15 protein-coding genes are annotated in these 23,265 nt (G+C 43.6%); 11 read left to right on the top strand and 4 right to left on the bottom strand.

What is annotated here, in order from left to right; translation table 11 throughout:
• Nucleotides 1-3: 3 nt before the first annotated feature.
• From D0T50_RS00705 to D0T50_RS00695, 3 genes are read right to left on the bottom strand one after another with little or no spacing between them, the layout of a single operon-like run.
• Entirely contained in the window at nt 4-1,224 is a 1,221-nt protein-coding gene (locus D0T50_RS00705) for a sugar MFS transporter (protein ID WP_163220957.1), read from the bottom strand.
• Between the two features lie 7 nt (nt 1,225-1,231).
• The gene (locus D0T50_RS00700) at nt 1,232-1,555 is read right to left on the bottom strand and encodes an L-rhamnose mutarotase (RefSeq protein WP_163220955.1); all 324 of its coding nucleotides are present in this window, start codon (nt 1,553-1,555) and stop codon (nt 1,232-1,234) included.
• Nucleotides 1,556-1,560: 5 nt separating this feature from the next.
• A complete protein-coding gene (locus tag D0T50_RS00695; RefSeq protein WP_163220953.1) occupies nt 1,561-2,592 on the bottom strand; it encodes a uroporphyrinogen decarboxylase family protein in 1,032 nt (343 codons plus the stop codon).
• Nucleotides 2,593-3,480: 888 nt separating this feature from the next.
• Between D0T50_RS00695 and D0T50_RS00690 the strand changes: the two genes are divergently transcribed.
• From D0T50_RS00690 to D0T50_RS00660, 7 genes are all read left to right on the top strand, one after another.
• A complete protein-coding gene (locus tag D0T50_RS00690) occupies nt 3,481-4,755 on the top strand; it encodes a rhamnogalacturonan acetylesterase (RefSeq protein ID WP_163220951.1) in 1,275 nt (424 codons plus the stop codon).
• 15 nt (nt 4,756-4,770) lie between these two features.
• Nucleotides 4,771-6,222 (top strand): glycoside hydrolase family 28 protein, encoded by a 1,452-nt coding sequence (locus D0T50_RS00685; protein WP_163220948.1) that lies wholly within the window; start codon nt 4,771-4,773, stop codon nt 6,220-6,222.
• Nucleotides 6,215-7,795 (top strand): glycoside hydrolase family 31 protein, encoded by a 1,581-nt coding sequence (locus tag D0T50_RS00680; RefSeq protein WP_163220945.1) that lies wholly within the window; start codon nt 6,215-6,217, stop codon nt 7,793-7,795. Before D0T50_RS00685 ends, D0T50_RS00680 begins: the two co-directional genes overlap by 8 nt.
• A gap of 39 nt (nt 7,796-7,834) precedes the next feature.
• Nucleotides 7,835-9,616 carry an alpha-L-rhamnosidase C-terminal domain-containing protein gene (locus D0T50_RS00675; RefSeq protein WP_163220942.1) on the top strand — a complete coding sequence of 594 codons (1,782 nt, stop codon included), beginning with the start codon at nt 7,835-7,837 and terminating at the stop codon, nt 9,614-9,616.
• Nucleotides 9,617-9,620: 4 nt separating this feature from the next.
• Nucleotides 9,621-11,273, top strand: a complete 1,653-nt coding sequence (locus D0T50_RS00670; protein WP_163220938.1) for a polysaccharide deacetylase family protein — start codon at nt 9,621-9,623, stop codon at nt 11,271-11,273.
• Between the two features lie 804 nt (nt 11,274-12,077).
• On the top strand, nt 12,078-14,492 hold the full coding sequence (locus D0T50_RS00665) for a sugar-binding domain-containing protein (protein WP_163220936.1): 2,415 nt from the start codon (nt 12,078-12,080) through the stop codon (nt 14,490-14,492).
• Between the two features lie 51 nt (nt 14,493-14,543).
• A complete protein-coding gene (locus D0T50_RS00660; RefSeq protein WP_163220934.1) occupies nt 14,544-16,898 on the top strand; it encodes a glycosyl hydrolase 115 family protein in 2,355 nt (784 codons plus the stop codon).
• Here the strand turns inward: D0T50_RS00660 and D0T50_RS00655 are convergent.
• Entirely contained in the window at nt 16,895-17,791 is an 897-nt protein-coding gene (locus D0T50_RS00655) for an AraC family transcriptional regulator (RefSeq protein WP_163220932.1), read from the bottom strand. The genes D0T50_RS00660 and D0T50_RS00655 overlap by 4 nt on opposite strands.
• A 176-nt stretch (nt 17,792-17,967) precedes the next feature.
• Here D0T50_RS00655 and rhaB point away from each other — a divergent pair, with 176 nt between their 5' ends.
• Genes rhaB through rhaD form a run of 4 tightly spaced genes read left to right on the top strand, consistent with a single transcriptional unit; the run spans nt 17,968 to nt 22,888 of the window.
• On the top strand, nt 17,968-19,446 hold the full coding sequence (gene rhaB / locus D0T50_RS00650; RefSeq protein WP_163220930.1) for a rhamnulokinase: 1,479 nt from the start codon (nt 17,968-17,970) through the stop codon (nt 19,444-19,446).
• 17 nt (nt 19,447-19,463) lie between these two features.
• Nucleotides 19,464-20,723: an L-rhamnose isomerase gene (locus tag D0T50_RS00645; protein WP_163220928.1), complete on the top strand. Its 1,260-nt coding sequence runs from the start codon at nt 19,464-19,466 to the stop codon at nt 20,721-20,723.
• 4 nt (nt 20,724-20,727) lie between these two features.
• Complete coding sequence (locus D0T50_RS00640) at nt 20,728-22,062, top strand: MFS transporter (RefSeq protein ID WP_163220926.1); 1,335 nt, start codon at nt 20,728-20,730, stop codon at nt 22,060-22,062.
• A gap of 16 nt (nt 22,063-22,078) precedes the next feature.
• Nucleotides 22,079-22,888 (top strand): rhamnulose-1-phosphate aldolase, encoded by an 810-nt coding sequence (rhaD, locus tag D0T50_RS00635; protein ID WP_163220924.1) that lies wholly within the window; start codon nt 22,079-22,081, stop codon nt 22,886-22,888.
• Nucleotides 22,889-23,265: the final 377 nt, after the last annotated feature.

Below are 23,265 nucleotides of genomic sequence, written 5' to 3'. Positions count from 1 at the left end.
CTATTATTCGGCAACTCTCCTACTCTTCCAAAATCCAAAATATGAGATAAACAAGAATCCCAATAGTGGCAACACAAAGCCCAGTCCCATATGTGTTTCTCCTATTGCTCCCATCAAAATGGGGAACACCGCTCCGCCGGCAACTCCCATCACAAGGAAAGAAGAAGCTTTCTTGGTTTGTTTGTCATTCATCCCTTTCACTCCCAAAGCAAAGATAGTGGGAAACATGGTAGACATAAAGAAAAACGAAGCATAGAGCGCGCAGAGTGACACTTTTCCTATAGAAAGCACTACTGCTACCATACAGATAGATGCCAACAAGCCAAACGTCAACAACACAGTTTCGGGTTTGAGCCAACGCATAATAAGACTACAACTTAAACGTCCTATAAGGAATAGAAACATGCCACCAAATCCCAGTAATTGAGAAGCTTGCAGATTTGTAAGCGACGGTTCCAGTTCGGTAACATAATTAATAAAGAAGCTAAAGATGCCTGTTTGCGCGCCACAATAAAGGAATTGAGCAATTACAGCCAAGACAAACCCCTTGTATTTCCAAATGGACACGTTCTTTGCCGCTACATCCCCTTCGGTTACAGTATCTTGTTCTATCTCTATTTGAGGGAGCTTGGTTAGTGCAAAAATAATGGTAATAATAAGCACTACAACACCTACAAGGATATAGGGTTTTGCCAACGCCATTTCATCTTCGGGCGAAGAGCCAAAAATCAGCGCACCGCCTATGATAGGCCCGATAATCCAGCCAATACCATTAAAACCTGCTGCAATATTAATGCGTTGCGCGGCATATTCTTCGGCACCCATTACGGTTATGTAAGGATGCGCACCGGTTTCAATAATACAAAGTCCGCAAGCCAACACAAACAATGCAATCAGGAACGGAACGGGCGAATGCAGGAAAGCGGACGGGATAAAAGCAAATGCCCCAAGAGCAAACAGCAATAAACCGATAACGATACCTTTCTTGTAACCAATCTTACGAATAATAAAACCGGCTGGCAATGCCATAATAAAGTAAGCAATGTAAGTAGAGAACTGCACAAAGCCAGACTCTGCCTTGCTCATCTCAAAAGCTCCCTGAAAATGTTTGTTCAGTACATCCAATAAGCCATGGGCACAGCCCCACATCAGGTACAAAGAAGAGACAAGTATAAAAGCAACCAAGAAGCTTTTTCCGGTTGAAGATTTCAAGATAGACTTCATAAGTACATCAATCTACGTGAAAGAACTCCTCCATATCTGCCCACCATTCGCCATCGCCACGCGTTTCGAGCGGTTGTTGGCACGGTTTGCACACCTCCCACCAGCGTTGCGTCTCGGGGTCGGCAGCCATCTTTGCCATATCAGCTTCGTAGTCGGTACCAATGTATTCGTAGTAACTAAAGAGGAAACCGTCTTTGTAATAAATACTATAATTGCGCAGTCCGCACTCTTTAATCATTTTCAAGACACCCGGCCACACTTCGGCATGTAATTTCTTGTACTCTTCGAGTTTCTCGGGGCGAAGCCCGATGATGCTTCCATATCTCTTCATATATTCTATTTATTTATAGCATTAAACAAAGCTTCGATGTTTGCAGGAGGAATATCTGTTAAGATAGCCTCATGGCTTGGCGAGATGATGAGACCGGTAGGAAATATGCCTTCCAGTTCTTTTACCTTTGCATAAACCTCTTCCGGTTTTCCGTTTACCAGCAAGTATTGAGCGTCTACTCCGCCACAGAAAGAAACCTTAGAACCGAAATCATCGTGCAATCGTTGTGGTTCCATCTTTGCCGCCAAGGCTTGTATGGGGTGAATTACATCCACACCTAATTCTATTAAATCGGGAATTACATCGTAAATACTACCGCAGGAGTGATGAACAACTTTCAGATTATACTTTTTTGCTTGTTCAATCATCTTTTTCGTTCCATCGAAGACGAACTCCCGAAGCATCTCCGGCGATACCATCAGGTTGTTCTGGCTACCGAAGTCATTACCAATCAGCACTGCATGAATTTTTCCTTGTGTGGCTTTGTAAAATATTTCATTTGCCCGTAAATAAAAATCCGTGATCCTGTTGATAACCGCTTTAAACATATCCGGGTTCATGACCATAGTCATCAGTGCTGTTTCCATACCGAAAGCCGCACAAGCATCTTGAAAATGAGCCGACCACGATACACCCATAATAGCATATCCGGCGGGAACTTCGCTCACTACGCGGGCACACTCAGCCGGGTCTATATATTTCTCGGGATCGGGCCAGTCGAAACGTTCTACGTCGGCAGGATCCGAATAGTCTTCGAAGAATCCGGGTGCGGTAAGCGTACGTTCGTCTGTTCCGTGGCTTCCGCCTTTTGCAAAGTTGAATGCAGCGTAAATAGCATTACTATCGGGCGAATGATAAGGTATTTCAACCGGATAAATATCGTCATTCAGACGTGCTTTGAGTTCATTGATATTGTTTACTCCAAAGTGCGAAAGGAGTGCAGGTACAGCCGCATGATCCGGAATACCAAGCCAGGAAGCGGGGCGATCTACCGGACGTCGTTCTACGGTAGCATAAAATCGTTCGATGTGGTTCATAGTAATTTGTGTATTATACTAAAAGACGTAAGATAAACGGTTTCTGTACTCAAAAATTGTATTTTCACTCTTAAAAGAGGGTATTCATGAGGTTGCACGCACATCCAATTGATAAATATTTTTACTATTCCCATACTTTACAAACAGATACATTCCTGTCAATTAGACAGCAAAAGAGGTTAGCATACCCACCTACACACCTGATTTGCTTTCTTTTGCGATTATTCTAATTGTTTCTATTGAGTATTTAAGAATGAGGCAATCCCTCTCACAAGCCTTCTGAGTGCGATTGTTTGAAAGAAAATTTGCTTATGGACGAACGACTGTTTGCCATAAGCTCGCGACCCATCTTCCATAAGCATTCAGAGCGTTTGCTTATAGCAAACGGTCGTTCATCCATAAGGAGATTAAAAAAAATGGACTGGGTTTTAATACGAATCAGAGTGAGTTTTATATCGGTTTTGACTGAGTTTTGATACATAAACCAGTCAGAAAAACACGTCCCACAATGCCCAAATCGTCGATTCGCACAAAAAAGAGCCTCTCAAAGCTTATTTTTCGATGTTTTTCTTTAACTCGTTTTCCTTCGATTCTTTTGAAGCAGGGGGTGGTTTCCCCTGAATTATCGCAAGCAAATGGCTTTTAGCAAAAAGATAGTTGGAGCAAAAGAGCAGGAGTGGCAACTGGTAAGTTTTTTAACTGTTCTTATATGTATAACAGAATCAGAAGTAAGATTACAGAGTGTGCACAATACAAACAAAAGCCTCAACGTGTAATATTTGCACCTTTTCTGTAGAGTTTTACAATTTTCTATGTTTTGTGTACAACTTTATATATCCGAACCTTTCAAAAACCTGTACTTTAGCACAAAAATCATTTATAACAATCATGAAAAAGCTACTATTTATTATCGCTGTTACTTTGTCTACTATTTGTCAGGCACAGCAAACCAGTTTCAAATTCGATTTTTCCGAAGGAAAAGCCAAAGAGGGCAGTATCAAAATAGCCCCAACATCACTCTTCACTCCCGAGACAGGCTATGGCTACGACCTGCAACCTGCACCCGACGGAAAAAGCAACGCCCCTTTCTTTTTCTCTATATCCGTTCCCGATGGAAACTACAAAGTAACCATTGGCATTGGGTCTAAGAAGAAAGCAGGTGTTACAACTGTTAGAGCAGAGTCGCGTAGACTTTTCATCAACCGGCTTGCAACTAAAAAAGGAGAAATCGTTGAACGTACCTTTATTGTAAACAAGCGTAATACGCAAATATCAGAAAAAGAACACGTACGCATCAAAACCCGCGAAAAGACCAAACTCAACTGGGACAACAAACTCACGTTAGAATTTAACGGAAGCGCGCCACAAATTACCTCACTCAGTATTGAGAAGATAGACGATGCCATTACCGTGTTTCTCTGCGGAAACTCTACCGTAGTTGACCAAGACAGGGAGCCATGGGCAAGCTGGGGACAGATGATACCTTTTTTCTTTAATGAAAAAGTAGCTGTTGCCAACTACGCCGAGTCGGGCGAATCGGCAAATACTTTCATTGGTGCGGGCAGACTTAAAAAAGCGTTGACACAAATGAAGGCGGGCGATTATATCTTTATTGAATTTGGACACAACGACCAGAAACAAAAAGGTCCCGGCAAAGGTGCTTACTACTCCTACATGACCAGTCTGAAAACATTTGTAGACGAAGCGCGTCTGCGCGGCGCAACCCCCGTACTTGTAACTCCTACACAAAGAAGGAATTTCGATGAAAACGGTAAAATCAGAGATACACACGAGAATTTCCCCGAAGCAATGAAGTGGTTGGCAAACAAAGAAGAGATTGCCTTGATAGACCTACACTCCATGACACGCACGCTTTTTGAAGCAATGGGTGTGGAAGACTCTAAAAAAGCACTTGCGCACTACCCTGCCAATACCTTCCCCGGACAAACAACAGCACTTGCCGACAATACCCACTTCAATACCTATGGAGCTTTTCAGGTAGCTAAGTGTGTGGTTGAAGGTATCAAAGCCATCAATTTGCCTTTAGCCAAAGAGATTGCGACCGAATACATACCCTACAATCCCGCCCAACCAGACGCAGTAAGCCTCTTCCAGTGGGATTTAAGTCCGTTCTATGAAATAGAGAAACCCGACGGTAATTAATACCTTATTATAGTTATGAAACAGTTAGTAAACCTCTCCGCCTCCTTACTTTTAAGCGTGTACATTCTTTGCGGATGTGCCGCAGAGGGCGAACAAGATTACACCAAACTTCCGTGGGTAAAGGAAGTGGGTGCCAAAACATATCCGGGCAGCAAGCAGTTCGCTGTAACAAATTATGGTGCAGTCAATGATAGTACCGTACTAAGTACAGAGGCTATTCAGGCAGCTATCGATGCTTGCCATGAAAATGGCGGAGGTATGGTTACCTTCGAGCCGGGATATTATCATACCGGCGCACTCTTTATTAAGAGTGGTGTAAACTTACACATTGGCGAAGGGGTTACTCTACTGGGAAGCCGCGACATCAATCATTATCCCGAATCTATGACACGTATTGCCGGTATAGAAATGGTATGGCCATCGGCAGTACTGAACATACTCGATGCAGAGAACGCTGCCATATCGGGTAAGGGAACCATTGATTGCCGCGGAGAAGGCTTTTGGGAAAAGTACTGGACGATGCGCAAAGACTACGAACAACGTAGTCTTCGCTGGATTGTAGATTACGACTGCAAGCGAGTACGTGGCATTTTGGTATCAAACAGCAAGGATGTTACCCTGCGTGACTTTACCCTGATGCGCACCGGATTCTGGGGTATTCAACTATTATACTCTTCGCACTGTACTGCCGACGGACTTCTGATAAACAACAACATCGGCGGACATGGTCCCAGCACCGATGGCATTGATGTAGATTCTTCTTCTTATATCCTGATAGAGAATTGTGACATTGATTGCAACGACGACAACATTTGCCTGAAAGCCGGTAGAGATGCCGACGGTTTACGCGTAAACCGTCCTACGGAATATGTTGTTATCCGCAACTGCATTGCCCGTAAAGGTGGTGGCTTAATGACTTGCGGCAGCGAAACATCGGGAGGCATTTATAACATCTTGGGCTACAATCTCAAGTCCTACGGTACATCTGCTGTTATGCGACTAAAATCGGCAATGACCCGCGGTGGTGTCGTAGAGAATATCTATATGACTAACGTAGAAGCCGACAACGCACGTCACGTATTTGTTGCCGAGCTTAATTGGAACCCCAAATACAGTTATTCGGAACTCCCTGCCGAATATGAAGGCAAAGAAATCCCTAATCACTGGAAGGTGATGCTTACCCGCGTCGAGCCAGTGGAAAAAGGTTTCCCTCATTTCCGCAATGTATATATGAGCAACGTTACAGCAACGAATATACGCGAGTTTATTTCGGCTGCCGGTCGCGACGACTCCTTGCGTTTAATCAATATGGAGTTAAAAGACATCACAGTGTCTTGCGAGAAGTCGGGTAAGGTAGTCTTTACTGACCAATTCGCGCTAAAGAACATTAAGCTGCATAGCAACAGTAATGACAAAATATTATTCAGAGACAACACCAATACAACCGCAGACATTATTTATGAATAAGTTCTTCCTAATTCTAACTTTTTTCTTGTGCCAGACACTTGCTGCACAACATATTACCGAAATAAAAACACAACCCGATGAATATTGGTGGGGAGGAGCCGTCGCGCTCGGTTCCCGAATGCCTTACGTACAACCATTGGAAGTATATAATTTAGAAACGCAAAACAACAACAATCAAGTAGTTCCTCTCCTGCTCTCCAACAAAGGCAGGTATGTGTGGAGCGATTACCCTTTCAGCTACTCGGTAAAGGAGGGCAATATGATCATTACTTCAACATACGAAAAGATAGCCGTTCAGTCGGCAGGTACAACGCTGCGCGATGCTTACCTTGCGGCTTGTAACGCACATTTCAAACCAAGTGGCGTATTACCCGATACGCTATTCTTTACCATGCCGCAATACAACACTTGGATTGAGTTGATGTACAACCAGAACCAAGAAGATATTTTAGCATATGCACGTGGCATCATCGACAATGGCTTCCCTCCGGGAGTATTGATGATTGACGATAACTGGCAACGTTACTATGGTAACTTCGACTTCAGAGCTGAAAAGTTTCCCAACCCGAAAGGTATGATTGATGAATTGCATCGGATGGGTTTCAAAGTAATGCTTTGGATATGTCCGTTTGTATCGGCAGATAGTCCTGAATACAGGGAGCTAAATGCCAAGAAATACCTCATTCGTGACAGCAAGAGTGGAACCGCTTTACTAAAATGGTGGAATGGGTATAGCGCTTGTTATGACTTCACCAACCCCGAAGCTTCTGCACATTTTATTGCCCTATTGAAAAACATGCAGCGCGAGTACGGTGTAGATGGATTTAAGTTTGATGCTGGTGATAATGGTTTCTACACATCAAAGACATTAGAAAGTTACAAGAAAGATGCCATATCCGTAGACCACACCGAAGCATGGGCACGCATTGGTCTGGAGTTTCCGGTAAATGAGTATCGTGCTTGTTGGCAGATGGGTGGAGAAGCTTTGGTACAACGTTTAGGTGATAAGCACTATTCATGGAACGCTGTGCGCTCACTTATACCCGAAATGATTGCAGCAGGATTAGCAGGCTACGCCTACACATGTCCCGATATGATTGGCGGCGGACAGTTCAAATCATTCTTGAACCTTGACCCTACGAAGTTCGACCAGCAGTTAATTGTTCGCTCCGCACAGGTACATGCTCTTATGCCAATGATGCAATTCTCGGTAGCTCCATGGAGAATCCTCAATGAAGAAAACCTGAAGATTGTAAAAGAGATGGCTCACTTACACAAACGCATGGGAGCATACATACTTAATTGTGCCCGTGAGTCTGCCCAAACAGGAGAACCGATAGTGCAACACATGGAATATGCTTATCCTAACGAAGGGTTCGCAGCGTGTAAAGACCAGTTTATGCTGGGCAACAACTATATGATTGCCCCCGTTGTAACCAATCAAAACAAACGAACAGTAAAACTGCCGAAAGGGCGCTGGAGAGATGATTTGGGGAAAATGCACAAAGGAGGTAGAACAATTGAGATTGAGGTTCCATTGAATAGGTTGCCTTATTTTGAAAAAGTTAAATGATAATTATTGAATAAAAAAGAACTATATAATCCATTACTTATGAACGCACTACGAATCTCACTACTTGTATTGTTTGTAGCCGCAACCATTACAACAATAAAAGCACAACTCCCACCTGTATTCGGTTCAGAGTATACGGAGAAAACACGAAAGGATGAATTAACGCGCGTATACATCACTCCGCAACGCATTGTGTGGAAATACGATGGCAATAGCGAATTGGTAAAGTACGAGGATGCTTTATTAAAACAAGGCAACAGCCAAAGCGTGTTTGGCAAAAAAAACATGTGCGAAATGAAAAGCACCGAGAACGAAACAGCTTCTATCCTGCTCGACTACGGTAAGGAAATTCATGGAGGCTTGCAACTCGTACTGGGCAGTTCTTCTCGCCGGGAGCCATCATTGGTTCGTATCCGTTTTGGAGAGTCGGTTGGAGAGTGTAACAGCCAAACCAATAATAGTGCATGGAAAGTAGGATTCTCTACCGATGACCACGCCATGCGCGATATTACGATGGAAATACCACGCGATGGACTCTTAGAGATTGGCAACACCGGCTTTCGTTTCGTGCGCATAGACCTTTTGCAAAAGAATACAACGATACGCATTAAGGAGGCATCGGCTATCTTGAGATATCGCGAAATACCTTATCTGGGTTCGTTCAAGAGCAATGACGAGCGGTTAAACAAAATATGGCTTACAGGAGCATATACCGTTCATCTTAATATGCAAGAGTATCTTTGGGATGGCATCAAACGCGACCGCGCAATATGGCTGGGCGATATGCATCCCGAAGTAGCAACTATCGCAACCGTATTCGGTAATAACGAGATTATTCCGCAAACACTCGACCTGGCTTGCGAACTATATCCGCTACCACAATGGATGAACGGCATGAGTGCTTACTCCTTGTGGTATCTCATTATTCACTACGATTGGTTTATGCATACAGGCGACCGCAACTTCCTCAACAAGCACAAAGAGTACATACTTGGACTTGTTGACCTCATCGAAAGCAAGATAGATGAAAACGGTAAAGAAGAACTCTCTCCCAACCGTTTCCTGGATTGGCCTTCGAGCCCTAACAAGGAAGGTGTAGAATCGGGATACCGCGCGCTCATTGTGTGGGCTATGAAAGACGCAGCTAAGTTATGCGGAATACTGAATGAAACTGCCTATGTTCAAAAAGCACAGCAGTGTGTTGACCGCATGAACAAGTTCGTTAAAGACCACAACAACCTTAAACAAGCAGCTTCACTTATGGCTATAGCCAATATTATTGCACCCGAAAAGGCTTGCAATGAGGTGGTCTCTGTAGGAGGAGCAGCCGGGTTCTCTACATTCTATGGCTACTATATGCTGCAAGCGCAGGCTTTGGCAGGACAATACGACGAGGCTTTGCGCGTGATACGCCAATATTGGGGCGGTATGCTCGATATGGGAGCTACCACCTTCTGGGAAGATTTCAATTTGGAATGGTTGGAAAACGCTGCGCGTCTCGATGAATTAACCCCTGCGGGCAAAAAAGATATTCATGGTGACTTTGGTGCGTACTGCTATCCGGGCTTCCGGCACAGTTTCTGTCATGGATGGGCTTCGGGACCCACAGCGTGGCTTAGCGAACATGTATTGGGAGTGAAAATAGTAGAACCCGGTTGCAAAGTACTAAAGATAGAGCCCAATCTGGGAGACCTCGAATGGGTAGAGGGAACCTTCCCTACTCCACACGGTGTAGTAAAAATAAAACATACGAAGCAAAAGAACGGAAAAATCATATCTAAAATAGATGCACCACGCGGTGTTAAAATAGTAACTCAATAAACCTATGAAAACAACTATCATTGCACTCTGCCTAAGCTTGCTTGCTATTACTGTGCAAACGCAAACCATAACCGACTTTCCTGTTCGCGTTGCGACCTATCAAGGCGACCGTGCTTGTGCCATCAGTTATACCTTCGACGATGGTTTGAAGGAACAGTACACACTCGTTGCACCATTCTTCGACCGATTGGGTTTCAAAGGAACGTTCTATATTAATGGAGGTAGAGTTAACGAAAGTGATAACGCCATTACCGACACCACTCGTGTAACATGGGCAAACCTCAAAGAAATGGCGATGAATGGGCACGAGATATCCAATCATGGTTGGTTACACCGGAACTTCAAGCGATTCTCGTTCGAAGAGATTAAAGAGGATGTGGATAAAAACGACAGCGCTATCATTAAGCACATCGGAATATGGGCACGTTCTTTCTGCTATCCCAACAACGCCAAAACACCCGAAGGAGTAGCTTATGTTACCAAAAACCGTGTAGGTTCGCGAACTGTGCAACGCTCCATCGGTAGCAAATCGACACCCGAAGATCTTGAGAAATGGGTAGATAAACTCATCGAAAATAAAGAATGGGGCGTAGGAATGACACATGGCATCACTTATGGATACGATGCTTTTGGAAATCCACAGCGCTTTTGGGAACACTTGGAGAAAGTAAAAAGCATGGAAGATAAGGTATGGGTAGGTACCTTCGCCGAAGTTGCCGCCTATACTAAGGAGCGGGAGGAAGTACAGTTAAGTATCACTAAAAACAAAAAAAGCATCACTGTAACCCCCACGCTTACACTGGATAAGAAATTGTACTATGAGCCCCTCACATTGGTTATAGACCGTAGTAACATCCAGCAAATAGCCGTTAAGCAAGGGAAAAAGAATCTACCTGTGCACCTCACGGCAGAGAAAGCAATGTTCGATTTCGACCCGCATGGCGGAGCAATTGTTATCTCTGTAACCGCAGGTCCCGAAACAAAAAGACCGGCTATCCTCATTGCCGGAGACTCTACCGCGCAACATTACGAACAAGAAAAGCACGGCTTCATTCGCGGCTGGGCACAAATGCTATCGCTATACTTAGCAGAAGGCATACAAATACGCAATCATGCCATTGGCGGACGCAGTACAAAGACCTTTATCTCCGAAGGAAGATGGGATAAGCTATTGTCGGAAGTAACTCCGGGCGACTATGTCTTTATTCAGTTTGGGCACAACGACGCTTCTACCCGCCCCGAGCGTCATGCTTCTTATGAGGATTACGAAAAGAATCTTATTAAAATGATTAACGACACTAAGGCGAGAGGTGGCAATCCCATCTTACTTACATCGGTAGTTATGCGCACGTTCCAAAACGGGCACTTGGTAGACGACCGTCTGAAAGGATATCCCATCATTACCCGCAGAGTAGCCAAAGAAATGAATGTGCCGATGATTGATGCCAATCAAAAGACCCGCGATTTCATTACCATGCTGGGCGACGAAGCGTCAAAGCCTTACTACCGTTGGTTGGAAGCCGGTATAGATCCATTTAAGCCCGATGGAATACAAGACGACACACACATGATGGAGAAAGGCGCAAAACAAGTAGCACTGCTTGTAGCTGAGGGTATTAAGGAGTTGGGAATTGAATTGAGTCAGTATATCAGATAAGGTTTGATATTAAATACTTCAAAAAAGCCAACACCTACCAGCGTTGGCTTTTTGTTTTAACTATCATTTTGCTAAACGCCATTTGCTTGCGATAATTTAAGGGAAACTACCCTTTGCCTCAAAAAAATCGAAGGAAAACGAGTTAAAGAAACCCGCCCAAACAGACAGTTCAAGACTCTGCTTTTGCAGGAAACGCCCTTATAGGCTTTGTGAAGCATGTTTTTTTGAACTGCTTTTTTAATCGAAACGCAGTTCAAACACACACAAAGCAAAGTCTGCTTTTATTCAAAGCAAAGTCCACTTTTCCCGCTAAGCCAGTAGCATTTGCCTCTCAAGCCTATGGCAAATGAGTCGTGAACCATAAGCAGAAGGAGCTTGAGCCATAAGCAGAAGAGGCTTGAACCATAAGCACTTTTTGTTCAAAGCTATCCCTCCCAGAAGCCTTGTAGGGCACATTTGCTCTGTTTGCATAAGATTAATCTCAAAGACCCAAAACGACAAAAGAAAGCAAAGCAGGCGTTTTATAGCTCATGCTACTGCTTCCTGCTATCTTATTGACAGAAACGCATCCATTCAAAAGAAACGAAAACGATAAAAATAATCATCAAATCAACCAATAAGCAACAATCGGTTACGACATCTTCAGTTACAAGACAACGCATATTATTATTTTTCAAGAACAAACTGATTAAGTGTAATATTTGCACTCATTGTGTAGAAAACCACAATTGTCTATGTTTTGTGTACAACTTTATAGCATCCGAAACTATAGAAACCTCTAAATTAGCAGAAAAAATAAAAATCATGCGTATAGTTACAACCCTACTACTTGTAGTCCTGTTTACATCACAAGCCTTCTCACAACGGAAAGTGTTATTCGACAATGATTGGCGCTTCCAACTTGGAATCCAACAAGCTGAGCAACCTACCTTTAACGATGCTTCATGGCGAATCATTGATCTTCCACACGATTGGGGTATAGAACATCTACCCAATCAGGAACCCGGGAAGGTGGTAGGTCCTTTCAGCAAAGAGAGCGCAGGCGGATTTGCCACCGGAAACACCGTAGGTGGCGAAGGCTGGTACCGCAAGTCATTCGTTATCCCCAAAGAAGACGCGAACAAACGTCATGAACTTTATTTTGAAGGCATCTACAATCAGTCCGAGATATGGGTAAACGGACAGAAAGTATATCGTAACGTATATGGTTATACCACTTTTCGAGTAGACATTACTCCTTATTGTAATCGCGCGGGAAAAGAAAACACGATAGCTGTACGCGTACTCAACGAAGGTAAAAACTCTCGTTGGTACACAGGCTCGGGTATTTATCGTCACGTATGGCTCATTCGTACAGCATCTTCCTATCTTGAAGATTGGGGAACATTTATCCATACAGCAAGTGTACAAAACCAACAGGCGGATATCTCATTATCTACTACAGTGGTCAATAGTGACAAAAAAGAGAAAGACTACACGGTAAACGTAACTTTCATTTCGCCCAAAGGAGAGATAGTCGCGCAAAGTAGCTCACAAACCAGTGTAGCCAAAGGAAGCAAAGTGATTGTACCTTTTGAGATACAAGTACAGAAACCGTTGTTGTGGAATACCGACGCACCTCATCTTTACGAAGTAAAAATCAGCTTATGGAACAACAATATAAAAGAAGATGAGTACGTATTACCTTTTGGAATTCGAACCATTCAATACTCAGTAGAAAAAGGTTTTGAACTCAATGGTGTACCAACGTTACTGAAAGGCGGATGCGTACATCATGACAACGGGCTATTGGGTTCCGCTTCCTTCGACCGTGCCGAAGAACGCAAAATACAACTACTGAAACAAAATGGCTACAATGCCGTGAGAGGTTCACACAACCCTATGTCGGAGAGTTTCATGAACGCGTGCGACCGCTTAGGAATGTTGGTTATAGACGAAGCGTTCGACCAATGGCGTAGCAAGAAAAACGATGCCGACTATCATCTATACTTTGACGAATGGAGTGCTAAAGATCTTCAGAACTTAGTATTAAGAGACCGCAATCGACCATCGGTTATTATGTGGAGTATTGGAAACGAGATTCGCGAACGAATTTCCGAAAGAGGAAAGGCAACAGCACTCTATCTCAAAAACGAAATTCTGCAATTCGACAATACCCGCCCCATAACCGCGGGAGTCAACAAATATTGGAACAAAGACCGTACAGCAATGATTCCGCTGGATAACGCGTTCTATCATCTCGACATAGCAGGTTACAACTACATGTGGCGGTTCTTTGAAGAGAAACACGTTCGATTTCCTGAACGCATTATGTACAGCAGCGAAAGCGTAGCTACCGAAGCCGCTGGAAATTGGGATAAAGTAGAACGACTTCCTTACGTTATCGGCGACTTCATCTGGACAGCTATGGACTATCTTGGCGAATCCGGCTTGGGCAATTCCTTTGAAGTTGACCCGCAAGAAAATGTACATCAGTTCATGGAGTGGCCATGGTTCAACGGTTGGTGTGGAGATATTGATTTAATCGGTATCAAGAAACCACAATCCTATTATCGAGATGTTTTGTGGCGCGAACGAGCAATCAGTATGGCAGTAGAAACTCCTGTCCCCGCCGGAAAGATAAAGAAAGTTAGTTTCTGGGGATGGCGCGAAGAGTCACTCTCATGGACATTCCCCGAATTTGAGAATGACACACTAAAGGTAAATGTATATACACGCGCTGCAGGAGTAAGACTCTACCTTAACAACACATTAGTTGGCGAACAAACTATCGACACACTCTACACCGCTTCATTCCGCGTGCCCTATCAACCGGGTATTTTAAGAGCAGTAGAAGTGAATAATAATATCGAGGGAGCTTCGACTGTACTCCAAACACAGGGTAAACCAGCAGCCTTACGTCTCACGCCCGACAAGAGCCAGCTAAAAGCTGATGGGCAAGACCTCTCTTACGTACTCATCGAACTAATAGATGAACAAGGAAATGTATTACTGAATACCGACCGCAAGATAGAAATAGAGTGCAATGGTAACGGAACGATTATCGCATCGGGCAATGCCTCTCCTACCGATATGGAAAGTTTTGGTTCATCAAGACCTATGCTGTTCAAAGGAAGAGCCATGGCGATTATTCGCGCTGGAAAAGAAACAGGAACAATTGAGGTTAGAGCAGCAGCAGAAGGGATGAAAGAAACAAAGGTAACGCTTAGTACACATTAATGATTCAAACAGTCCATACAATACAGAATAAATAATAAAAACACCAATATCATGAAAAAATCACTTCTCTCTGCCCTCTTTTTGGGTATCCTTCTCCCCTTCTATTCTTGTTCGACCCCCACCTTTCAAGCGGGTCAAGAGCTAACCGTTGTTATCAATCCTAACGAAGAACAAGTGGTGCAGACCGCGCTCGAAATTCTTCAACGGGATTACAAGAGTGTTTTCAGCGCACAATTAACAACCGGTAATGATGAAGGAAAAATCTACATAGGTACTCTCGGACTTAACAGTAAAGCCGAACAACTGGTATCCGACAAAGATATTCAGGAGCTAAAACAACATGAAGAAGGGTTCCTTATCTTAAGCCAGAAGGATAAAATCATCATAATTGGAAACGATAAACGTGGCACAGCCTACGGTATGTTGGAGCTTTCGCGCATGTGGGGTGTATCTCCGTGGGAATGGTGGGCAGATGCTCCTATTGCTAAAAAAGAATCGTTTACAATCAAAGACGGTTTTAGAATGTTGCAATACCCGTCCGTAGCGCGTCGAGGTATTTTTATTAATGATGAGGACTGGGGATTGATGCCGTGGAGTTATCTCACGAACGACCCTTCGGACACAAAAGGGTTGATTGGCGCACAAACACACGCGCGCATATTTGAACTATTGCTCCGTTTACGTTCTAATACTTATTGGCCTGCCATGCACGCGTGTTCGGTAGCGTTCTATCTTACTCCCGGCAATAAAGAAATGGCCGATAAATACGGTATATTTGTGGGTACATCGCACTGCGAGCCTATGGTACGCAACACCAACGCCGAATGGAAAATAGCAGGCGAAGGAACCTACGACTATGTGAATAACCGCGAAAATGTTCTTAAATTCTGGGAAGAACGCGTTATTGAGTTAGTAAATTCGGATAATATTTACACCCTTGGCATTCGTGGCGTACACGATAGCAAAATGCTTGGTGCCAACACTTTGCAAGAGCAAAAAGATGCTTTGATAAATATCCTCAAAGACCAACGTGATATGATTGCCAAGTACATAAACCCTAATGTGGAAAAAGTCTCGCAAGTATTCATTCCCTACAAAGAGGTACTCGATGTATATAAAATGGGATTAGAAGTTCCCGAAGACGTGGCTCTGTTATGGTGCGACGATAACTATGGTTACATTCGCCACTTCCCCGATGCTACCGAACGAGCTCGCAAAGGAGGCAACGGTATTTACTATCACGCGTCTTACTGGGGTCGTCCGCACGATTATTTGTGGTTGGCAACAAACCATCCGGCACAAGTGTACACGCAAATGAAGATGGCATACGATAAAGGAGCCAAAGATATGTGGATTCTCAATGTGGGCGACATTAAACCTGCGGAATATCTTATCGAGCTGTTTATGGACATGGCATGGAATATCAACGCCATTGAAAACAACACCAAAGGATTGGACAAGCACCTGCTTACATGGCTAACCCGGGAGTTTGGCGCAAATAGAGCCAAAGAGCTACTACCTATAATGAACGAATACTACCGCTTAGCTTATATTCGCAAACCCGAGTACATGGGCAACACCCGCACGGAAGAAAAAGACCCTGCGTTCAAAGTTGTTTGTGACTTGCCGTGGAGCAAAGAATACATTGAGCAACGTTTAAGCGAGTATAATGCCATGTCTGATAAAGTAATCGCTATGTCGGCAGGTATTCCGCAAGAGCTTCAGGAAGCGTGGTTCCAACTTATTGAGTATCCTGTTCGCGGTGCTGCCGAGATGAACAAGAAGCATCTCTACGGACAATTAGCCCGACACGGCTTAGCAGAGTGGCAACAAAGTGATGCCGCCTACGACCAAATTGTAACTCTTACGGAAAAGTACAATAGTTTGAACAACGGTAAATGGAATCATATAATGGATTACAAGCCACGTTTACTTCCTGTGTTCGACCGTGTACCTCACACCGTAGCGGAAACACCATTGGTAGAGGAAACAAAACCATTGGCACTCTTTAATGGAAATCAATATACTAAGTTTGAAGGAGAAAAGCCTGTGACACACGGCTTAGGATATACCCGGAGTGCTATTACACTGACAAAGGGGGCAAAGACAACCTATACATTCACCTCCGCGCAAACAGGTAATCTTGAAGTTGAAGTTGCCTTAGTACCCAATCATCCTGTTGAGGGAGATAAGCTAAGATATGCTATCACGGTAAACAATGAACCCGAACAAATAGTTGAGTATCAAACCGTAGGGCGTAGCGAAGAGTGGAAGATGAATACATTGAGAAATCAAGCTATTCGCAGCACCAAGCATAACATTAGCGCAGGAAAGAAAGTAACGATTACCATTACCGCACTGGATGAAGGGGTGATTATTGACCAAGTAAAAGTGGTCAGGGATTAACTCTCCCCTCCCCACTGCATCATTCCCCGATATCCATTCGGGGTTTGCCCCGTCTTTTTCTTAAACACGGTGCAGAAATAATCCGCATTATCAAACCCTGCTTCAAAAGCAATTTCTTTGTTTGTCAATGCAGTGTTGGTAAGTAACTCTTTGCTCTTCTGAATGCGCAATTCGATAATGTATTGTGCAGGAGAGAAGCCTGTGTATTCTTTAAACAAACGACGAAACCACGAATAGCTCATATTTACCTCGCCTGCTATTTGCTCGGGAGTGATGCTTTGTTGAAAAGATTCGCGGATAATAACCTTCGCTTTATTGATACGGTTACTTAATTCACGGTTCTCGAAAGAGGCACATTTATCAATGGAATAAGCATTGCCCAACAAATAATTGACGATACCTGCAAGCACCTGCTGATAGCCCGCCATTTGGTCGCGGGCTGTTTGAATAGCATGTTTGTATTGCTTTACCAATTCATCATTCATGCCTATATTGAATACAGGACGCTGCTTAGAAAAGAAACCGTGTCGTACCCGTTCATCAATATTTATACCGGTGAAGCCAATCCAGTACTCATCCCACCCTACTTCGGGGTCGGGTTTGTAGCTGTGCCATTCACCGGGAAAGAGTAGAAACATATTCCCTTCCTTTACCTCTATCCGTTTGCGGTCGCTGAAAATAAGTGTACCTTTTCCGCGAGTAATGTAGAGTAGTTGATATTCATTGAGTACGCGTCCCTTTTTCACATTGAATAGATAACGCGTAGGATGATTCTGTGGCGGATAAACATCTCCAGGTTCCACACGTTGATAACCCACCGAATTTACGATGAGTCCCCAAAGCGCATCAGTTTCATTTACAATGAGATATTTTATATGTACGGAAGATTTCATTTTTCAAAAGCAAAAAGTAAAGTTTTAAACTCTAAACGACCTCCAAATATAGTAATTACAGAGTAAAAAGCAACTACGAAGTATGACAAAATTCAAAGTACACAAGTCAAATATAGCAGTAAGAATAATCACACTCCCTCTAAATTTGCAGATAAACACACTTATACGTATATACCATGAAACAACGAAACTTATTGTTCGCACTCGACTTGGGTGCTACAAGCGGTCGCTCCATACTTGGCGTACTCGAAAACGGCAAACTGGAACTTCAAGAGCTAACCCGCTTTCCAAATACCATCATTCAGGTTCAAGGGAAATATTACTGGAACATTTATGCGCTTTTCGAAGCATTGAAAGACGGCTTGAAGACAATTGCCGCCAAAGGAATTGAGATTGATTCAATAGGCATCGACACATGGGGCGTAGACTTTGTGTATGTAGCCGAAGACGGATCATTGCTGGGACTTCCCCGGTCCTATCGCGATCCTTACACCGAAGGAGCACAAGAAGCCTATTTTGAACAGCTCTCGCGCAAAGAGGTGTATGATATTACCGGAATTCAGTTTATGAACTTCAACAGTTTATTTCAACTCTTCGCTGCTAAGAAAGAAAACTCTTCAGCTTTAAAAGCTGCGAAAAACATCCTGTTTGTACCCGATGCATTGTCCTATTTACTAACCGGCAAACAATATTGTGAATACACCATTGCGTCTACTTCGCAAATCGTAAATGCTTATAACAAACAAATGGAACCGAAGCTTTTGGAGGTAATGAACCTTTCTCCCGCACTCTTCCCCGAAATTGTTATGCCGGGCAAAACTATTGGCAATGTACAGAGCAGCGTAGCAACCGAATGCGGTATTAAGCCCACTCCGGTTATTGCAGTAGCAGGACACGACACCGCTTCGGCAGTAGTAGCAGTTCCGGCCGAAGATGAAAACTTTGCTTACCTTAGTTCGGGCACTTGGTCGCTGATGGGTATTGAAACCAAAGAACCAATCATTAACGATAAAACCTTCGACCTCAACTTCACCAACGAAGGTGGAGTAGACGGAACTATCCGCTTCCTGAAAAACATAACCGGCATGTGGCTATTAGAGCAGTGTCGTAAAGAATGGGAAAAAGCAGGCAAGAGTTATACTTATCCTGAGATTGTTGCCATGTCGGACGGTGCCAAGCCATTCCGTTCATTGATAGAGCCGGATGATGCTTCCTTTGCCAATCCGCCAAGTATGCTTAAAGCTATTGCTGCCTATTGCGAGAAGACAGGTCAACCTGTCCCGGAAGAAGACGCACAGGTTATTCGCTGTATCTTCGACAGTTTGGCACTGAAATACAAACATGTACTCGACAGCCTGCAAGAAGTTGCACCTTTCCCTATCAAGAAACTTCATGTAATTGGTGGTGGCTCTCAAAACAAGCTACTCAACCAAATGACCGCTAACGCAATTGGCATCCCGGTAGTAGCTGGTCCATCGGAAGCTACAGCTATTGGTAACATCATGATTCAAGCAATGGGTTTAGGGTTAGTAAAATCACTACAAGAAGTAAGGGACGTTATTCGCAACAGCGTATCGCCTGAAGTGTTCGAACCAAAAGATAGCAACATATGGGCAGATGCCTATACTCAATTCAAAAACATTATTAACAAATAATTTATAAGAACAAGACCATGAAAAAGAATGCATTAGTAGAAAAATCGTATGAAGTAGCCAAAGAACGTTATCAAGCACTTGGCGTAAACGTTGATGAAGCGCTAGAGAAACTAAAAAAAGTTTCCATCTCTATCCACTGTTGGCAAGCTGATGACGTAACCGGTTTCGAGAAACTCGACAATCTTGGTGGTGGCGGTATTCAAGCTACAGGTAACTACCCGGGTAAAGCTCGTAACATTGACGAACTACGCAAAGACATTGAAAAAGTATTGACTCTTATTGCCGGAGACCACCGCTTAAACCTACACGAAATCTACGGTGACTTCGGTGGCAAAGCCGTAGACCGCGATCAAGTAGAACCCGAACACTTCGCAAGCTGGATGCAATGGGCTAAAGAAACAGGCTTGAAATTAGATTTCAACTCTACTTCGTTTGGTCACCCTAAGAGTGGTGATTTAACATTAGCCAACCCCGATAAAGGTATTCGTAACTTCTGGATTGAACACACAAAACGTTGTCGTGCCGTATCTGAGGCTATGGGTAAGTTCCAAAACGACCCATGTATTATGAACTTGTGGGTTCATGACGGAATGAAAGACCTAACAGTGAATCGTTTGATGTATCGCGAAATTCTTGAGAAATCACTTGATGAGATCTTCGCTACGAAGTACGACAATATGAAAGATTGTATGGAATCTAAATTATTCGGTATCGCTTTGGAAAGCTACACGGTAGGTTCACACGATTTCTATCTAGGCTACGGTGCTAAGAATAACAAGATTGTAACACTTGATACCGGTCACTTCCACCTGACCGAGAGTGTAGCTGATAAGATTTCTTCAATGCTGTTGTTCATTCCCGAAATCATGTTGCACGTGAGCCGTCCTATCCGTTGGGACTCTGACCACGTAACAATCTTGAATGACGACACTACCGAATTGGCAAAAGAAATCGTTCGTGCCAATGCACTCGACCGTGTGCATATTGGTTTGGACTACTTCGATGCTTCTATCAACCGTATCGGTGCATACGTAATCGGTATCCGCGCTACACAAAAAGCGTTCTTGCAAGCATTGCTTGAACCAACTGCTACTTTGAAAGCTTACGAAGCAAACGGACAATATTTCGAACGTCTTGCTTTACTTGAAGAAGCCAAATCGCTTCCTTGGAACGCTGTTTGGGATTACTTCTGCTTGCAAAACAACATTGCTGTAGGCGAAGACTACATTACGGAGATTCAACAATACGAGAAAGATGTAACAAGCAAAAGAAATTAAAACAATGGAAGCAAAAAAAGGAAGTCTAAAAAGCACTATTGCTGTCTCGCTGACCAACTATCTGGACGCGGGTTCTATTGTGGCCGGAGCAAGTGGATTAACTCTTTGGCAGAATTATCTTAGCCTTACCGAGACTCACCTCGGTTGGTTGAACGCTATTAGCGCTAACTGTTTTGGAGCTGCTCTTGGAGCTATCATTGGAGGATTCCTGGCAGACAGATACGGTCGTAAGACTATCTACACGTACAACATGCTTATCTATATGTTGGGAGTAGGCATCATCATGTTTTCTACCAGTTTTGCTGCGCTAATGACTGGTTTTCTGATAACAGGTATCTCAGTTGGAGCAGGCGTGCCTGCCTCTTGGACATACATCTCCGAGAACTCTGAAATCAATAACCGTGGTCGGAACATTGGTATCTCTCAATTCGCTTGGGGAGTAGGACCTGCAATTATCCTGATATTGGGAATGCTCCTTGCACCCGAAGGTTTGTTGGGCGATTCTGTACGTCAACTAGCTATCTTCTTCCATGGAGACTCAGACCCTGCCGCGCTGGCTGTATTCGGTAACCGCATTGTATTCGGTACACTGTTCGTTGTAGCCTTCATTGCTTGGAATCTTCAACGTAAGCTCAACGAATCCGTAGACTGGGAGGAAGCAAGAAAAGCCGCTGTAAAACAACCGAGTGTATTTTCTTCTTTTGGTGCCCTCTTTACAAACAAAGTAAACGTTCGCACTCTGATATTCTTGGTTACGATATATGTTACCTGGAACTTCGTTGCAGGAGTGATGGGTATGTTCCAACCACACATCTTCGAAACAGCAGGCGGACTAACTAACGCACAAGCCAATATGTTGCCAGCCGTACAATGGTTAATCATTGTAGTAGTTACCTACTTTGGTTTTGCGATGCTGGTTGATAGAGTAAACCAACGTTTATTATACTTTATCGGATCCGCTATTGGATTGATTGCTTGGGGAATCCTTGTATTTGTTGGAATCAACAATTTATCAGTTCTCTGGACATTCACCATTTTATGGGGTATCCATGCCGGAGTTGGAGTACAAGCATTCTATGCTCTTTGGGCATCGGAACTCTTCCCTGCCAAATATCGTGCGGCTGCTCAAGGTGTGATGTTCTTCATCGTAAGAGGTGCAGCAGCTATCTGGAGCTTGGTATTCACTGGCATCTACGAACATAGTGGTTTTGAAACATCAGGTTATATCATGATTGGTTGGCTATTGGTTGCCACAGTGGTGGGAACTATCTGGACACCTAAGACACAAGGTAAATCATTGAACCAAATCACTGAAGAAAGATACGGAAAAGACTTTTAATTAATAACAAATTACAATGAAATCAATTTTAGACAACCGCCCTGCATTAGCTGCTGAGATAAATAAAGTAGCCGAAGTAGCTGGATATCTCTGGCAAAAAGGATGGGCGGAGCGTAATGGCGGTAACATCACTGTTAATATTACCGAACATGTAGATGACGACATTAGGGCTATGGCACCTATCAGTGAAGTAAAAGCTATCGGAACAACATTGCCACACCTCAAAGGTTGCTATTTTTACTGTAAAGGAACCAATATGCGTATGCGTGACTTAGCTCGTTGGCCTATGGACAATGGCTCGGTCATTCGTATTTTGGACGATTGCGCCAGCTATGTAATTATTGCCGACAAGCCAGTAGCCCCTACTTCAGAACTTCCTTCACATTTGAGTGTACACAATTACCTCATTGCAAAAGGATCACCTTACAAAGCTTCGGTACATACGCATCCCATCGAATTGGTTGCTATTACACATACCGATAAGTTCTTGAAAAAGGATGTAGCGTCTCGTTTGCTGTGGAGTATGATTCCTGAAACAAAGGCGTTCTGTCCACGTGGCTTGGGTATTATACCATACAAACTGCCTAGTTCGGTAGAATTGGCAGATGCTACCATCAAAGAATTGGAAGAGTACGACGTAGTTATGTGGGAAAAGCATGGTGTATTTGCAGTAGATTGCGACGTTATGGCTGCATTCGACCAGATAGACGTATTGAACAAGTCGTGCCTTATCTACATTGCCGCCCGCAACATGGGATTCGAACCCGATGGTATGAGCGACGAACAAATGGATGAAATGCGCGTAGCATTCAATTTGCCGAAGTAATGGTTTGATTTGCAGTTATTCTGCAAATTACGGCCATCCCGAAACTTAATGAGGGGTCTCAGCACACTGCGTAGTGTCGTTCTGAGGCCCCTCAGTTCGTTTTGAGTAACGCACAAACAACCTATAATTTTCTCACTGCTTTCTTCATCATAATACAGTGAGAAATAGATCAAAAATCACTGAGAAATGAAGTAGAAATCACTGAGAAAATAACTGCGAAACACACACTAAAACATAGCCTCACACACCTTTACCCATAGGCTCACGCACTTTCATCCATAGGCTCACACACCTTCATCCATAGGATGAAACCACAACATCATAAGCATTGTATTATTATCGACTTAAGATGAACAAATTTCCAGCTCACAACGCTC

It is taken from the genome of Bacteroides sp. 214, from assembly GCF_010501015.1.
Taxonomy (GTDB): Bacteria; Bacteroidota; Bacteroidia; order Bacteroidales; family Bacteroidaceae; genus Bacteroides.
The sequence above is the reverse complement of the archived record's forward strand: the minus strand, read 5'-3'. Positions and strand labels throughout refer to the sequence as shown.

What these genes read in the sequence shown, in the direction of transcription:
- D0T50_RS00665 (WP_163220936.1), top strand. Translation starts at nt 12,078, where the DNA reads ATGCGTATAGTTACAACCCTACTACTTGTAGTCCTGTTTACATCACAA.
- D0T50_RS00670 (WP_163220938.1), top strand. Translation starts at nt 9,621, where the DNA reads ATGAAAACAACTATCATTGCACTCTGCCTAAGCTTGCTTGCTATTACT.
- D0T50_RS00690 (WP_163220951.1), top strand. Translation starts at nt 3,481, where the DNA reads ATGAAAAAGCTACTATTTATTATCGCTGTTACTTTGTCTACTATTTGT.
- D0T50_RS00660 (WP_163220934.1), top strand. Translation starts at nt 14,544, where the DNA reads ATGAAAAAATCACTTCTCTCTGCCCTCTTTTTGGGTATCCTTCTCCCC.
- D0T50_RS00700 (WP_163220955.1), bottom strand. Translation starts at nt 1,555, where the DNA reads ATGAAGAGATATGGAAGCATCATCGGGCTTCGCCCCGAGAAACTCGAA.
- rhaB (WP_163220930.1), top strand. Translation starts at nt 17,968, where the DNA reads ATGAAACAACGAAACTTATTGTTCGCACTCGACTTGGGTGCTACAAGC.
- D0T50_RS00680 (WP_163220945.1), top strand. Translation starts at nt 6,215, where the DNA reads ATGAATAAGTTCTTCCTAATTCTAACTTTTTTCTTGTGCCAGACACTT.
- D0T50_RS00655 (WP_163220932.1), bottom strand. Translation starts at nt 17,791, where the DNA reads ATGAAATCTTCCGTACATATAAAATATCTCATTGTAAATGAAACTGAT.
- D0T50_RS00705 (WP_163220957.1), bottom strand. Translation starts at nt 1,224, where the DNA reads ATGAAGTCTATCTTGAAATCTTCAACCGGAAAAAGCTTCTTGGTTGCT.
- rhaD (WP_163220924.1), top strand. Translation starts at nt 22,079, where the DNA reads ATGAAATCAATTTTAGACAACCGCCCTGCATTAGCTGCTGAGATAAAT.
- D0T50_RS00640 (WP_163220926.1), top strand. Translation starts at nt 20,728, where the DNA reads ATGGAAGCAAAAAAAGGAAGTCTAAAAAGCACTATTGCTGTCTCGCTG.
- D0T50_RS00695 (WP_163220953.1), bottom strand. Translation starts at nt 2,592, where the DNA reads ATGAACCACATCGAACGATTTTATGCTACCGTAGAACGACGTCCGGTA.
- D0T50_RS00675 (WP_163220942.1), top strand. Translation starts at nt 7,835, where the DNA reads ATGAACGCACTACGAATCTCACTACTTGTATTGTTTGTAGCCGCAACC.
- D0T50_RS00645 (WP_163220928.1), top strand. Translation starts at nt 19,464, where the DNA reads ATGAAAAAGAATGCATTAGTAGAAAAATCGTATGAAGTAGCCAAAGAA.
- D0T50_RS00685 (WP_163220948.1), top strand. Translation starts at nt 4,771, where the DNA reads ATGAAACAGTTAGTAAACCTCTCCGCCTCCTTACTTTTAAGCGTGTAC.